The sequence below is a fragment of the Paraburkholderia sp. BR14320 genome (assembly GCF_040948665.1).
In the GTDB taxonomy this organism is placed as follows: domain Bacteria; phylum Pseudomonadota; class Gammaproteobacteria; order Burkholderiales; family Burkholderiaceae; genus Paraburkholderia; species Paraburkholderia youngii.
In genome coordinates this window covers 1-14,113 of the sequence record NZ_JBFPKG010000017.1, presented here as the reverse complement: position 1 = coordinate 14,113, position 14,113 = coordinate 1, and the positions used below count along the sequence as shown (strand labels likewise).

At 64.7% G+C, this 14,113-nt stretch carries 13 protein-coding genes and 2 pseudogenes; 8 read left to right on the top strand and 7 right to left on the bottom strand.

Annotation, left to right across the window (positions count from 1 at the left end; all coding sequences use genetic code 11):
* Window positions 1-41: 41 nt before the first annotated feature.
* Window positions 42-1,184: a signal recognition particle-docking protein FtsY gene (gene ftsY / locus AB3X89_RS17645; protein WP_368584415.1), complete on the top strand. Its 1,143-nt coding sequence runs from the start codon at window positions 42-44 to the stop codon at window positions 1,182-1,184.
* A 121-nt stretch (window positions 1,185-1,305) separates the two neighbouring features.
* On the opposite strand, the gene maiA is transcribed toward ftsY, so the two are convergent.
* Window positions 1,306-1,950 (bottom strand): maleylacetoacetate isomerase, encoded by a 645-nt coding sequence (gene maiA, locus AB3X89_RS17640; RefSeq protein WP_368584413.1) that lies wholly within the window; start codon window positions 1,948-1,950, stop codon window positions 1,306-1,308.
* A gap of 34 nt (window positions 1,951-1,984) precedes the next feature.
* Window positions 1,985-2,683 carry a fumarylacetoacetate hydrolase family protein gene (locus AB3X89_RS17635; RefSeq protein ID WP_368584412.1) on the bottom strand — a complete coding sequence of 233 codons (699 nt, stop codon included), beginning with the start codon at window positions 2,681-2,683 and terminating at the stop codon, window positions 1,985-1,987.
* A gap of 222 nt (window positions 2,684-2,905) precedes the next feature.
* Here AB3X89_RS17635 and ybiB point away from each other — a divergent pair, with 222 nt between their 5' ends.
* A complete protein-coding gene (gene ybiB, locus AB3X89_RS17630; RefSeq protein ID WP_368584411.1) occupies window positions 2,906-3,877 on the top strand; it encodes a DNA-binding protein YbiB in 972 nt (323 codons plus the stop codon).
* Window positions 3,878-4,254: 377 nt separating this feature from the next.
* Window positions 4,255-5,241: pseudogene (locus AB3X89_RS17625) on the top strand (2-isopropylmalate synthase); the annotation flags it as partial.
* 191 nt (window positions 5,242-5,432) lie between these two features.
* Here the strand turns inward: AB3X89_RS17625 and AB3X89_RS17620 are convergent.
* Both AB3X89_RS17620 and AB3X89_RS17615 read right to left on the bottom strand, forming a co-directional pair.
* Window positions 5,433-5,816: a nuclear transport factor 2 family protein gene (locus AB3X89_RS17620; protein WP_013088304.1), complete on the bottom strand. Its 384-nt coding sequence runs from the start codon at window positions 5,814-5,816 to the stop codon at window positions 5,433-5,435.
* A gap of 41 nt (window positions 5,817-5,857) precedes the next feature.
* The gene (locus tag AB3X89_RS17615) at window positions 5,858-6,421 is read right to left on the bottom strand and encodes an acyloxyacyl hydrolase (RefSeq protein ID WP_368584410.1); all 564 of its coding nucleotides are present in this window, start codon (window positions 6,419-6,421) and stop codon (window positions 5,858-5,860) included.
* Window positions 6,422-6,775: 354 nt separating this feature from the next.
* Here AB3X89_RS17615 and rpoH point away from each other — a divergent pair, with 354 nt between their 5' ends.
* The 5 genes from rpoH to cydX all read left to right on the top strand — a co-directional run bounded on the left by rpoH (window position 6,776) and on the right by cydX (window position 11,294).
* Window positions 6,776-7,711 carry an RNA polymerase sigma factor RpoH gene (gene rpoH, locus AB3X89_RS17610; RefSeq protein WP_368584409.1) on the top strand — a complete coding sequence of 312 codons (936 nt, stop codon included), beginning with the start codon at window positions 6,776-6,778 and terminating at the stop codon, window positions 7,709-7,711.
* Between the two features lie 415 nt (window positions 7,712-8,126).
* On the top strand, window positions 8,127-8,387 hold the full coding sequence (gene cydP / locus AB3X89_RS17605) for a cytochrome oxidase putative small subunit CydP (RefSeq protein WP_368584408.1): 261 nt from the start codon (window positions 8,127-8,129) through the stop codon (window positions 8,385-8,387).
* Window positions 8,377-9,969, top strand: a complete 1,593-nt coding sequence (locus AB3X89_RS17600; RefSeq protein ID WP_368584407.1) for a cytochrome ubiquinol oxidase subunit I — start codon at window positions 8,377-8,379, stop codon at window positions 9,967-9,969. Before cydP ends, AB3X89_RS17600 begins: the two co-directional genes overlap by 11 nt.
* Before the next feature lie 34 nt (window positions 9,970-10,003).
* Window positions 10,004-11,140 (top strand): cytochrome d ubiquinol oxidase subunit II, encoded by a 1,137-nt coding sequence (gene cydB, locus AB3X89_RS17595; protein ID WP_368584406.1) that lies wholly within the window; start codon window positions 10,004-10,006, stop codon window positions 11,138-11,140.
* Window positions 11,141-11,177: 37 nt separating this feature from the next.
* Complete coding sequence (cydX, locus tag AB3X89_RS17590) at window positions 11,178-11,294, top strand: cytochrome bd-I oxidase subunit CydX (protein ID WP_368584405.1); 117 nt, start codon at window positions 11,178-11,180, stop codon at window positions 11,292-11,294.
* A 90-nt stretch (window positions 11,295-11,384) separates the two neighbouring features.
* On the opposite strand, the gene AB3X89_RS17585 is transcribed toward cydX, so the two are convergent.
* The 3 genes and pseudogenes from AB3X89_RS17585 to AB3X89_RS17575 all read right to left on the bottom strand — a co-directional run.
* Window positions 11,385-11,783, bottom strand: coding sequence for a PTS transporter subunit EIIB (locus AB3X89_RS17585; RefSeq protein WP_368584511.1), 399 nt, complete (start codon window positions 11,781-11,783; stop codon window positions 11,385-11,387).
* Window positions 11,784-11,870: 87 nt separating this feature from the next.
* A pseudogene (locus AB3X89_RS17580) lies at window positions 11,871-13,129 on the bottom strand (PTS transporter subunit EIIC); the annotation flags it as partial.
* 179 nt (window positions 13,130-13,308) lie between these two features.
* The coding region (locus tag AB3X89_RS17575) for a putative PEP-binding protein (RefSeq protein WP_368584404.1) at window positions 13,309-14,113 on the bottom strand (805 nt) is incomplete at its 5' end.

Below are 14,113 nucleotides of genomic sequence, written 5' to 3'. Positions count from 1 at the left end.
GCCGGCTGCGCGCATCGTCGCGCTCTCCCATACGTCAGATCATGTTCAGCTTTTTCAAACGATTCAAGGGTTCGAAAGAGTCCGATACCGCCGCAGACGAAACGCTGGCGGCGCAAGACGACGCGACGCACGAGGCCGAGGTTGCGCCCGTCGAACCCGTCACGCCTACCGCGCCCCCCGCTCCGCCTGTGGTCACGACCATCATCGAGCCGCAGCCCGAACCGCAAGACGCCGACCTCGACAGCGTCGAAATCGTCCCGCCGCCCGTGCAGGACGCCGGCGCGAAGCGCTCGTGGCTCACGCGCCTGAAGAGCGGCCTCGCGAAAACCAGTTCGAACCTGACCGGCATCTTCGTCGGCACGAAGATCGACGAGGACTTGTACGAGGAACTCGAAACCGCGCTGCTGATGTCGGACGCCGGCGTCGAGGCGACCGAATTCCTGCTCGAATCGCTGCGCGAGAAAGTGCGCACCGAACGCCTGACGGACCCGCAGCAGGTCAAAACCGCATTGCGCGCGCTGCTCGTCGAGTTGCTGAAGCCGCTCGAAAAATCGCTAATGCTCGGCCGCGCGCAGCCACTCGTGATGATGATCGCCGGCGTCAACGGCGCGGGTAAAACCACCAGCATCGGCAAGCTCGCGAAGCATCTGCAGAGCTTTCACCAGTCGGTGTTGCTCGCCGCCGGCGACACCTTCCGCGCCGCCGCGCGCGAGCAGCTCGCCGTCTGGGGCCAGCGCAACAACGTGACCGTGGTCGCGCAGGAAAGCGGCGATCCGGCCGCTGTGATTTTCGATGCGGTCGGCGCCGCGCGCGCGCGCAAGATCGACGTGATGATGGCCGACACGGCCGGCCGCCTGCCCACGCAGCTGCATCTGATGGAAGAGCTGCGCAAGGTGAAGCGCGTGATCGGCAAGGCGCAGGACGGCGCGCCGCACGAAGTGCTGCTCGTGATCGACGCCAACACCGGCCAGAACGCGCTCACGCAGGTCAAGGCGTTCGACGACGCGCTCGGCCTCACCGGCCTGATCGTCACCAAGCTCGACGGCACGGCGAAGGGTGGTATCCTCGCGGCGATCGCGCGGCAGCGGCCGATTCCGGTGTACTTCATCGGCGTCGGCGAAAAGGTCGAGGATCTGCAGCCGTTCAGCGCGGAGGAGTTTTCGGACGCGCTGCTGGGCGGCTGATCGCGCGAACGTGTGAGCGCTGCGGCGCTCGCCGCTTGCGGCGAACAAAAGGAAAAGGGCACTCCAGAGAGTGCCCTTTTTTCGTTTCGAGCGGCCGTCGCCGTGTCACGCGATCCCGCGCTCACTCCGCATCCGGCTGCACGCCCGGCGCGGCGCGCGCGAACGCATCGAGTTGCATCGCGTAGTCGTAGATGCGCTGGATCGTCGGAAACTTTGCGGTGTCGACCTTGAAGCGCTGTGCGTTGAAAACCTGCGGAATCAGGCACGCGTCGGCAAGTGTCGGTGTGTCGCCGAAACACAGTTTGCCGGTGCGCGCCTCGCCGGCGAGATGCGCCTCCAGCGTCGCGAAGCCTGCATCGATCCAGTGCCGGTACCACGCGTCCTTCGCGTCGTCGTCGACTCGCAGCGTGTGCTTCAGATAGCGCAGCACGCGCAGATTGTTCAGCGGATGAATCTCGCACGCGACCTGCAGCGCCACCGAGCGCACATAGGCGCGATCGAGCGGCGCCTTCGGCAGCAGCGGCGGCTCCGGATGCGTCTCCTCGAGATACTCGATGATCGCGAGCGACTGCGGCAGCAAATGACTGCCGTCGGCGAGCGTCGGCACGATGCAGTCCGGGTTGATCTTGCGATACTCGGGCTTCAGCTGCTCGCCACCTTCGCGCACGAGGTGCACGGGCACATAGTCGTACGACAGGTTCTTCACGTTCAGCGCAATGCGCACACGATACGACGCCGAGCTACGGAAATAGCTGTAGAGCTTCATGTTGTCTGCCTCCTCCACCTGCTCGCAAGCCGTCTCAGACGACGCGCACGCTGAACTCGCCGAGTCCGTCCACGCCGCCCTTCATCAGGTCACCCTTCACGACCGCGCCGACGCCTTCCGGCGTGCCCGTGAAAATCAGGTCGCCGGGCCGCAGTTCGAACAGCGTCGACAGATATGCGATCGTCTCGGCCACCGACCAGATCAGTTGCGACACGTCCGCGCGCTGCTTGTCCTCGCCGTTCACCGAAAGCCAGATCGCGCCCTTGCCGATGTGACCAACTGCTGAAGCCGGATGGATCGGGCCCAACGGCGCCGAGTGATCGAAGCCCTTGGCGGTATCCCAGGGACGGCCCAGTTTCTTCGCTTCGCCTTGCAGGTCGCGACGCGTCATGTCGAGACCGAGCGCATAGCCGTAGACGTGGTCGAGCGCGCGCTCGACGGGGATGTCTTTGCCGCCCTCGCCGATCGCCGCGACCATTTCCATTTCGAAATGGACGTTCTTCGTCTGCGACGGATACGGGAATTCGCCGGTCGTGCCCGGCGCGACGTAGACGACCGCATCGGCCGGCTTCGAGAAGAAGAACGGCGGTTCGCGGTCCGGGTCGTGGCCCATTTCACGCGCATGCGCTTCGTAGTTGCGCCCCACGCAATAGATGCGGCGCACCGCGAACTGCTCGCTCGACCCGACGACCGGCACCGCGACCTGCGGTGCGGGTGCAAACACGTAACTCATCCCGTTCTCCGTTTTTCGATGGGCGCCGCCGAGGCGGCGAGAAACATCGAGTGTAACGCGCGGCACGGCGCGAGTGCGTGTCAGACGGGCGGTCGCGCGTCATCGCGTGCCCGCTGCGCCGCTGTTCGCCCGCTCGCCATAGATGCGATACTCACACCGAATAGCTTCCCGAATGCCGTAGCCGACGCCCAAGCGCGGCACGCCACCCGCCCTCTGCGCACGATGACCGACTCGACCACTACGACTTCTCCCTTCCCCTGCGCCCGCTTCATCAAGGAAATCGGCCGCGGCCCGAACGGCGCCCGCGCGCTGACCGCCGACGACACCCGCGCGCTCTACACCGCGATGCTCGACGGCCGCGTCGACGATCTCGAGCTCGGCGCGGTGCTGCTCGCGTATCGCGTGAAAGGCGAAACCGCCGACGAACTCGCCGCGATGCTGGCCGCAGCGCATATGTCGTTCGAGCCGGTGCGGCTGCCGCACGGCGCGTTTCGGCCCGTGTCGATTCCGTCGTACAACGGCGCGCGCAAGCAGCCGAACCTCGTGCCGCTGCTTGCGCTGCTGCTCGCGCGCGAAGGCGTGCCGGTGCTCGTGCACGGCGTCACCGAAGATCCGGGTCGCGTGACGAGCGCGGAAATCTTCACGCATCTGCGCATCGCCCATGCGCAGTCGCACGCGCAGATAGAAGCGGGTCTCGCCGAGCGTCGCGTCGCGTTCGCGTCGATCGACGTACTCGCGCCCAAGCTCGCGCGCCTGCTCGCGCTGCGCCGGCGCATGGGTGTGCGCAACTCGACGCATACGCTGGTGAAGCTGCTGCAGCCATTCGCGCCCGCGGGGCTGCGGCTCGTGAATTACACGCATCCGCCGTATCGCGACAGCCTTACGCAGCTGTTCATCACGCATCCCGATGCGGCCGTCGGCGGTGCGCTGCTCGCGCGCGGCACCGAAGGCGAGGCGGTGGCAGATACGCGCCGCCAGGTGCAGGTCGACTGGCTGCATGACGGCATCTGCGAGACGCGGCTGCCGCACGAGCGCTCGTCGCCCGATGCGCCCGAAGTCGAGCTGCCCGAAGCGCGCGACGCCGCGACCACGGCCGCCTGGATCGACGCCGTGCTGCGCGGCGAAGCACCGGCGCCGGGCGCGATCGGACGGCAGGTCGAGCTGATCGTCGATATCGCGAAGACGGCGGCCTGACGGTCGCGGGTTGACAGGCCGGCACACGCCGTCATACATTTGGCCCCATGCGTTCCCTTCCGAACACCCTCCGAATTATCTCCGGCCGCCTAGCGCGGCCCCTATCGCTACGCCTGGCGTAAGTCACGCGTAGCGCCGCGCGCTGGCAGCTCCGGTTGCCGTCGGCGGTCCTCCCGGTAGTTCCCGCAGTTTCGCTTCACCCCGTCGTAGTTCTCCACAACCTTGTCGTCGTTTGTATTCGTCCGTTTACCGCGCGGACGAAGCGAGAGGATCAAATGCACGTTGCCTCGGGCATCCGCATCGTGCATGCGTGACAGTCGGCCAACCGCTCGACGTCCCAACCTCCGCCGACGACACCACGAATGAGGCACTTCACCATGTTGCGCAGTCCCGCTGAAAAGTACCGCCCCTTTCCCGCCGTGCGCCTGACCGGTCGCAAGTGGCCGAGTCGCACGATCGACGCCGCGCCCGTCTGGATGAGCACCGACCTGCGCGACGGCAACCAGGCGCTGATCGAACCGATGAACGCCGCGCAGAAGCTCGAGTACTTCGAGATGCTGGTCGCGATCGGTTTCAAGGAAATCGAAGTGGGTTTTCCGTCGGCGTCGCAGACCGATTTCGACTTCGTGCGCAAGCTGATCGACGAGCGGCGCATTCCCGACGACGTCACGATCGAGGTCTTCGTGCCGTCGCGCGCGGAGCTGATTACACGCACGTTCGATGCGCTCGACGGCGCGCCGCGCGCGATCGTGCATTTGTATAACGCGATCTGCCCGTCGTTCCGGCGCATCGTGTTTCAGCAATCGAAGGACGAGATCAAGGCGCTCGCAGTCGAAGGCACGCGCGTCATCAAGGAACATGCGCAGGCGCGGCCGGGCACACACTGGATCTTCCAGTACTCGCCCGAGACCTTCAACACGACCGAGCTGCCGTTCGCACGCGAGGTGTGCGACGCGGTCGCGCAAATGTGGCGGCCGACGCGCCATCACAAGATGATCGTCAACCTGCCGGCGAGCGTCGAAGCGGCCACGCCGAACATATTCGCCGACCAGATCGAATGGATGCACCGCAACCTCGGCTACCGCGACAGCATTGTGCTGTCGGTGCATCCGCACAACGATCGCGGCACCGCGGTGGCCGCGGCGCAGCTCGCGCTGCTGGCGGGCGCGGATCGCATCGAAGGCTGTCTGTTCGGCAATGGCGAACGCACCGGCAACGTCGATCTCGTCACGCTCGCGATGAATCTCGACACGATGGGTATCGACAGCGGTCTGGATTTCTCGGATCTCGCGACGATCCGGCGTGTGGCGGAGCACTGCACGGGGCTTCCCGTGGCCGCGCGGCATCCATATGCGGGAGAAGTGGCGATGCGCGGCACACGCGAGCCGCGCGACGCAGATGCCGAGCGCGATGAATACGGCGCAAACAGCCGCGATAAAGCTGACGATTGCGTAATCGCGTAAATCCGACTTGAGCTTGCGGCGGAGGAGTGCGCACCCCGCATTCCGCCGCCAGGATGGGCGCGCTCACGAGGCGCGCCCGCGCGATGAGAATCTCACTCCAGCGCGCAACGCGTCGCCTGCCATGCGATCAGCCGCCACTGGCCGTCTTCGTGCGTGTGGATCGCGGTATAAGCAATCGGGAACAGCAGCGCGCCGTTGTTCGCTTCCATCTCGATCAGCGCGCGTCCCGTGACCACGTAGGTTTCGCGCCCGGCCGGCAAAACTTCCTGCGACTGCACTTCGATTTGCCGATAACGACGGCGCCCCGCGGTGATCCCGTCGATGAACTGTCGCTTCGTCTCGCGTTTGCCGTTCGTATGGACGTAGCTCACGTTGTCCGCGAGCAGCGTGTCGAGCGACTGCCCGTCGCCGTCGACCATCGCGCGAAATCGCTCTCGCTCGAGCCCGCGAATCGCTTCGATCATCTTTGCCGCCATTGCAGAGCCCCTCGAACACCGTGAGCCGCAAGGGGCCACGGTCAGAAGTGATATTGCAAATATAGCTGGCTGAAATTTATACCAGGATTCGGCTCTTTGATACCGCCATTGGAAACATGCTGGAAGCGGTAGCCGGCGGCATACTGCTGATGAGCGCCGAACTGCAGCCCAACGCCCGCCATCTCGGTGAACTGGAACGCGGTGCCCAACGTGAAGTCGGAAGAAATGCGCGGACTGGTCAGCAATCCGACACCGGCACCCACCTCGATGAATGGCCGCACTGAACCCGACGACTTGACGAAGCGGATCACCGGCATCACGCCGATCTCGCCGATGTTGTCGTGAACGTTTCCTTCATTGGTGTGCCACCACGCGACGTGCGCCTCGCCGATCAGCGCGAAATGCCAGTCGCCGATCTGCCACCAGGTGAGGTTCGGGTCCCAGACCGCGCCGAGATCGAGCCTCTTGACGTGACGATCACCGACGCCGGCGGCCACTTGCACGCCGAACCGGTCAGCCTGGGACGCGCCCGCCGCACCCAGCAGCAGAACGGCCAACGCACTTTTTAGAGTAAGTCTACGGACCACAAGATTCTTCTTGTTCATTCGGCCCCCATACTGATGACTATTAAGCGAGCGCCCCCTTTATTCCAAGCATGGATTCCGGGGCAAGTATGTTCCAGTTAATGCGCCCGAACGGCAATTATTCTCCCTGAAACCGGACGACGTCAGTCGATCATGAGTCTGCAGCCGCCTCGAACGGTAATTTGTACAGGCTCAACACACAGCGCAAATAGAGCGTATGATGGCTATCAGAAGTCAAGATTCAATAGGATTTTCGGGAACTTGGATACCCCTGCGACCTCTAAGTATTAGCACTCGGCAGATCTGAGTGCTAACATCCATCGCTGGAGTCGTTTACTGAGTACGCTATTGTCTGATTCCAAAGGAGCTTCACACGTGAGCCATGCAATGACCCTTCCGAGTACTTTGAGCCCGTCGTCGGCTAAGGCCGCTCCGGCAGGTGCACTGGCGCTCTCGCATTCCTCGCTGCTGTCCGGTCAACTGGGCAACATCGACGCCTACATTCAGGCGGTCAACCGGATTCCAATGCTGACGCCGGCGGAAGAACGCCAGTTCGCCACCGAATTGCGCGAACACGACAATCTGGAGGCCGCACGCCGCCTCGTGCTGTCGCACCTGCGACTCGTCGTGTCGATCGCGCGTAACTACCTGGGTTACGGGTTGCCGCACGCCGACCTGATCCAGGAAGGCAACATCGGCCTGATGAAAGCGGTCAAGCGCTTCGATCCCGAGCAAAACGTACGCCTCGTGTCGTACGCGATGCACTGGATCAAGGCAGAGATCCACGAATACATCCTGCGCAACTGGCGCATGGTGAAGGTCGCCACGACCAAGGCGCAGCGCAAGCTGTTCTTCAACCTGCGCAGCCACAAGCAGGGCCTCGGCGCGTTCACGCCGGACGAGATCGAAGGTCTCGCGAAGGAACTGAACGTGAAGCGCGAAGAGGTCGCGGAGATGGAAACGCGTCTGTCGGGCGGCGATATCGCGCTCGAAGGTCAGGTCGAAGACGGTGAAGAGTCGTACGCGCCGATCGCCTACCTGGCCGACTCGCATAGCGAGCCGACCGCCGTGCTGGCTTCGCGTCAGCGCGACCGGCTGCAAAGCGACGGCATCGCAAGCGCGCTCGACGCGCTCGATCCGCGCAGCCGCCGCATCATCGAAGCGCGCTGGCTGAAGGTGGCCGACGACGGCTCGGGCGGCTCCACGCTGCACGAGCTGGCCGACGAGTTCGGCGTGTCGGCCGAGCGTATCCGGCAGATCGAAGCCAGCGCGATGAAGAAGATGCGCGGCGCGCTGACCGAATACGCGTAAATGCGTCGAAGCCATGCGCGCGTCGAATGTGTCCTGCCCAAGAGATCGGTAAAAGCGACGCACGGTAGCCGGTCGCGTACTATTTAGCGGCCATCGCACTCGAGCCCCGCCCTCGCAAGACGGCGGGGCTTTTTCATTCCTTTCGCCCATTCGTGCGCCCCCCGGCCGGCGCGCATTCGCGTCGGCCTATCCCCAAGCCGGCCTGTCGAGGCCGGTAAGCCTTTCTTGACGTATCGCAAGTCCGGTAGCAATACTGCACAGACGCAGCAAGTTTCGCGACCTGATGCCGCATGGCTAACTCTGAGCGCGCGAGGTTCCCCTCCTACAATCGGCATGCATTCGCCAGACTGCCTGACGGCAAGGGCGGTCTGGATCCGGCCGGACTCTCCGGCGTGAAGTCGTCTTTCGACCGATCATGACCCTAGCCCTCAATCGCAGCAGCACTGTCCGGTCGCGCTTGTGCGGCGGGTTCACCAGGTGGGTGCGCGGTCCCACGCTGGCGCGCGATATTGCCATCATCCTCGCCATCAAGTTCGCTCTACTGCTGGCGCTCAAGTTCACATTCTTTAGTCATCCGCAGGCGGAGCACATGATGCTGCCGCCTCAGCAGGTCACGCAGGCGCTGCTGTCGGTGCCCGCCCCGCATCCGTCCGGAGGTGATCAACATGCCCGTTAGCGAAGTCGTAGAACTGTCGCGGCTCCAGTTCGCCATCACGGCGCTTTATCACTTTCTGTTCGTGCCGCTCACGCTCGGCCTCGCCTGGTTGCTCGTCATCATGGAGTCGGTCTACGTGATGACCGGCAAGCAGATCTACAAGGACATGACGCAGTTCTGGGGCAAGCTGTTCGGCATCAACTTTGCGATGGGCGTCGCGACCGGCCTCACGCTCGAGTTTCAGTTCGGCACCAACTGGGCCTATTACTCCCATTACGTCGGCGACATTTTCGGCGTGCCGCTCGCCGTCGAAGGACTGATGGCGTTCTTCCTCGAATCGACGTTCGTCGGTCTGTTCTTCTTCGGCTGGAACAGATTGTCGAAAGTGCAGCATCTGATCGTCACGTTCTGTGTCGCGCTCGGATCGAACCTGTCGGCGCTGTGGATTCTGGTTGCCAACGGCTGGATGAACAATCCGGTCGGCGCGAAGTTCAACTACCAGACGATGCGCATGGAGCTCGACAGCATCGGCGCGGTGATCTTCAACCCGGTCGCACAGGTGAAGTTCGTGCACACGGTGTCGGCCGGTTACGTGACCGCGGCGATGTTCGTCCTCGGGGTGTCGTCGTGGTATCTATTGAAGCGCCGCGACACCGAATTCGCGCTGCGCTCGTTCGCGATCGCCGCCGGTTTCGGCCTCGCGTCGGCGCTGTGCGTGATCGTGCTCGGCGACGAATCCGGCTATCGCACCGGTGAAGTGCAGCAGGTCAAGCTCGCCGCGATCGAGTCCGAATGGGAGACCGCGCCCGCGCCGGCGCCGTTCACGGTATTCGGTATTCCCAACCAAAAGGAGCAGCGCACCGACTACGCGATCCGCGTGCCGTACGCGCTCGGCATCATCGCGACGCGCTCGCTGAGCGAACCCGTGGTCGGCCTGCGCGACCTGATCGCCGAAAACGAGGGGCGCATCAAGAACGGCATGCTCGCCTTCTCGGCGCTGCAGAAGTTGAAAGGCGGCGACTCGAGCGACGAAGCGCACGCCGCGTTCGACAAGTACAAGGACGATCTCGGCTACGGCCTGCTGCTCAAGCGCTTCACGCCGAACGTCACTGATGCGACGCCAGAGCAGATCGCGGCCGCGGCAAAGAGCACGATTCCGCCAGTGTTGCCGCTGTTCTTCTCGTTCCGCATGATGGTCGGCCTGGGCCTGCTGTTCCTCGCGACCTTCGTGCTCGCGTTCTGGTTCTGCGCGCAGCGCACGCTGCTGCTCGAAAAGCGTCGCTGGTTCCTGCGCTGGGCGGTCATCGCGATTCCGCTGCCGTGGCTTGCCGCCGAACTCGGCTGGATCGTCGCGGAAATGGGCCGCCAGCCGTGGAGCATCGCGGGCATTCTGCCGACCAACCTGGCCGCATCGACGCTGACGCCGCGCGATCTGTACCTGAGCATCGCCGGCTTCGTGCTGTTCTACACGGGGCTGTTCGTCATCGAGATCATGCTGATGTTCAAGTACGCGCGGCTCGGCCCTTCGTCGCTGCATACGGGCCGCTATCACCACGAGATCGAGCAGCAGGTGTCGCAGCCGCTGTCGAACACGGCCGCGTGACGCGCCGCCACACCGCCTCAGAGGAATAAGCCATATGGACTACGCAGCCCTCAAACTGATCTGGTGGGTATTGATCGGTGTACTGCTGATCGGCTTCGCGCTCACCGACGGCTTCGACATGGGCGCGGCGATCCTGCTGCCGTTCATCGCCAAAACGGACTCCGAGCGCCGCATCGTCGTGAACACGGTCGGCGCGACGTGGGAAGGCAACCAGGTCTGGTTCGTGACCGCGGGCGGCGCGATGTTCGCGGCGTGGCCGCTCGCCTATGCGGCATCGTTCTCGGGCTTCTACTTCGCGATGCTGCTGGTGCTGTTCGCGCTGTTCTTCCGCCCGGTCGGCTTCGACTATCGCGGCAAGCGCGAGGATCCGCGCTGGCGCAACGCGTGGGACTGGGGCCTCTTCATCGGCGGCTTCGTGCCGGCGCTGGTGTTCGGCATCGCGTTCGGCAATCTGCTGCAAGGCGTGCCGTTCTCGTTCGATACCGATCTGCGCGTCACCTATCACGGCAGCTTCTTCGGCCTGCTCAATCCGTTCGCGCTGCTGACGGGTCTCGTCAGCGTGTCGATGCTGGCCGCGCACGGCGCGGCGTTCGTCAAGTGGAAGACCGATGGCGAGGTTCACGAGCGCGCGTCGAAGGCGCTGCGGCTCGCGGCGCTGTGCACGCTGGTGCTGTTTCTCGTCGCGGGCGCGCTCGTCGCGACGATGATCGGCGGCTATCAGATCGTCGACATGCCGCCGCTCGACGCGGTCTCCAATCCGTTGATGAAGACCGTGATCGGCGCGCCGGGTTTGTGGCTGAACAACTACGCGCTCTATCCGTGGACGGCGATCGCGCCGCTCGCGGGTCTCGTCGGCGGGGTGCTCGCCGTGCTGCTCGCGCGCTCGCGCTTCGAGGCGACGGCGTTTCTGTCGACGTCGCTGATGGTCGTTGGCGTGATCCTGACCGCGGGCTTCGCGATGTTCCCATTCATCATGCCTTCATCACTCGACGGCCGCAGCAGCCTGACCATGTGGGATTCGACGTCGAGCCAGATGACGCTCGAGATCATGCTGTTCGCGGTGATCCTGTTCCTGCCGATCATCCTGCTCTATACCGGCTGGGTGTATCGCGTGATGCGCGGCAAGGTGACCGCCGCGGCGATCAAGGAAAACCACCATTCGATGTATTGAGCGGCACCATGCTCCAACAGGAAAACAGGAGTTCGTGATGTGGTATTTCAGCTGGATTCTCGGCGTTGGCGTCGCACTGGCGTTCGGTGTCGTCAATGTGATGTGGCTCGAATCGCGCGAGTTGGCGCGCTCGGCAAAACAGGTGACTCGCTAGGCGGCACGCTTTGGTCGTAAACGCGAAAGCGGCACCTTGGGAAAAGGTGCCGCTTTCTTATCTCAACAATCGCCGACAGCCATCAACCGATCAAGCCGGCACCGGCGCCGCGCCCGCGCCACCGCCTTGCGACGACAGGCGCTCGGCCAGCTTCTGCGCATAGCGCTGCGCGGCCTCGCCGACGACGATATGGAACGTGTCGGTCGACACCCATGCCGTATCGAGCGTCGTGAGACGCTGACGATCGACCGCCGACGGATCGCGCACGACCACGCGCAGACGCGTCGCCGCCACCGCATCGAGCGATACCACGTTGCCCGCGCCGCCGAACACGGCGAGCCAGCGCAGCGGATCGGGGTCGAGCGGACCGCCTTGCGCGCCATCGGTGTGCCCAAGGTTTCGCGCGACCGGCGCGGCAGCAGCCGGCGCCGCTACAGAAGCAGCCACCTTCACTGCGTCGCCCTGCCCCTGCGCGATCGCCGTACGCATCTCATCGGCGATGATGTCCGCTTCCGGTCCGATGATCACCTGCACGTTGTTCGCGCCGCGCTTGAGCACGCCACGCGCGCCGATCGACTTCAGTTCGCTTTCGGAGACCTTGTCCGCATCGACGACCGACAGACGCAGACGCGTAGTGCATGCATCCACGACCGACAGGTTCGCCGCCCCGCCGAGCGCCGCGATATAACGCTGCGCACGCGGCACGGCCGCACCGGCCGCCGGCGCGACGAAACCACCCGCCGCGAACGACTCGACTTGCTCTTCCGCAGCGGCGGGCTCACGACCCGGCGTCGCCATGTTGAACTTGCGGATGAAGAAGCGGAACAGACCGTAGTACACGACCGAGTACACGAGGCCGAGCGGAATCGCCCACCAGCCCTTCGTCGACAGACCGAAGTTCAGCACGTAGTCGATGAAGCCCGCCGAGAACGTGAAGCCGAGGTGAATGCCGAGCGCCGAGCAGATCGCGAGCGACAGCCCCGTCAGCAGCGCGTGGATCGCATACAGCACCGGCGCGAGGAACATGAAGCTGAACTCGATCGGCTCGGTCACACCGGTTAGGAACGACGTGAGCGCCATCGAGAACAGCAGGCCGCCGGCCACCGCGCGACGCTCCTTCGGCACCTCGTGGAACATCGCCAGACACGCGGCCGGCAGGCCGAACATCATCACCGGGAAGAAGCCGGTCATGAAGGTGCCCGCGGTCGGGTCGCCGGCGAAGAAGCGGTGCAGGTCGCCCGTGACCGCCGCGCCACCGGCCGGCGTGAAGCTGCCGAACACGAACCACGTCAGCGAGTTCAGGATGTGATGCAGGCCCGTGACGAGCAGCAAGCGGTTCAGCACACCGAACACGAAGGCGCCGAGCGCGCCGGCCGTCGTGAGCCAGTGGCCGGCCAGGTCGATCGCGCTCTGCACCGGTGCCCACACGTGGCCGAATATGATCCCTAGCACCACGCAGACCACCCCTGTCACGATCGGCACGAAGCGTTTGCCGCCGAAGAACGCCAGGTAGTCGGGCAGCTTGATGTCCTTGTAGCGGTTGTACAGCAGCCCCGCGACGATCCCCGCGATGATCCCGACAGCACGCCCATGTTGAGCTTGTCGTTGATGTCCTTCATCACCGCGATCTGCACCAGATAGCCGATCGCGCCAGCCAGACCCGCGACGCCGTTATTGTCTTTCGCGAAGCCGACCGCCACGCCGATCGCGAACAACAGCGGCAGGTTGTCGAAGATCGCGCCGCCCGCATCGGCGATCATCTTGATGTTGAACACGTCGGGCTGGCCGAGCCGCAGCAGCAGGCCGGCGACCGGTAGCACCGCGATCGGCAGCATCAGCGCGCGTCCCAGGCGCTGTATCTTCAGAAACGGATTTGCATCCATCGGTATCTCCAGTTTTGTCTCGGGGGGTACGTCTTCGGTGAGTAGTGCAGCGATGCGGAGAAGCGCGCCGCGCGTGAAGGCAGCCGTACTGCCGGACGCACGGCGTGCGGGTTCTCCAATTGATTAGTCTGTCAATCGAGCGGCCACGTCGCGCGGCTTGCGGCTCGAACCGACAGCGCCGAGTCGAGCGCGAGCGCATCGCGGGCACGCTGACGGCACAACTGATAGTCGAGCGTGCGCACGCGTGCCTTGATGCCGGGCACCGAGACCGGGTCGACCGATAGCTCGGTCACGCCCAGGCCCACCAGCAGCGGCATCGCGAGCGGGTCGCCGGCGAGCGCGCCGCACACGCCGACCCATTTGCCGTGCTTCGCTGCACCTTCGACGGTCGCCGCGATCAGCCGCAGCACCGCCGGATGCAGGCCGTCCGCCTGCGCCGCGAGATCGGGCTGGCAGCGGTCCATCGCGAGCGTGTATTGGGTCAGGTCGTTGGTGCCGATCGACAGGAAATCGGCGTGCTGTGCGAGCTGATCGGCGAGCAATGCAGCCGACGGCACTTCGATCATCACACCCACTTCGACCGGCTCGGTGCTGCCCGCTTCGCGTGCGAGTTCGTCGATACGCTTGCGGATGCGGATCAGTTCGCCCGCGTCGGTGATCATCGGCAGCAGGATGCGCACGGCGCCGATCGGACGCACCGCGAGCAGGCCACGCAGCTGGTCGTCGAGCAGATCGGGGCGCACCTGCGCGAGGCGCACGCCGCGCAGGCCGAGCGCGGGGTTCGGCTCGGGCGGCAGCGTCAGATAGTCGACTTCCTTGTCCGCGCCGACATCGAGCGTGCGGATGATCGCGGTGCGGCCGCGCAACGCATCGACGATCGCCTGATAGCTGTGGCGATGCTCGTCCGCGCTCGGCGCGGCCGGGCGGTGGATGAAC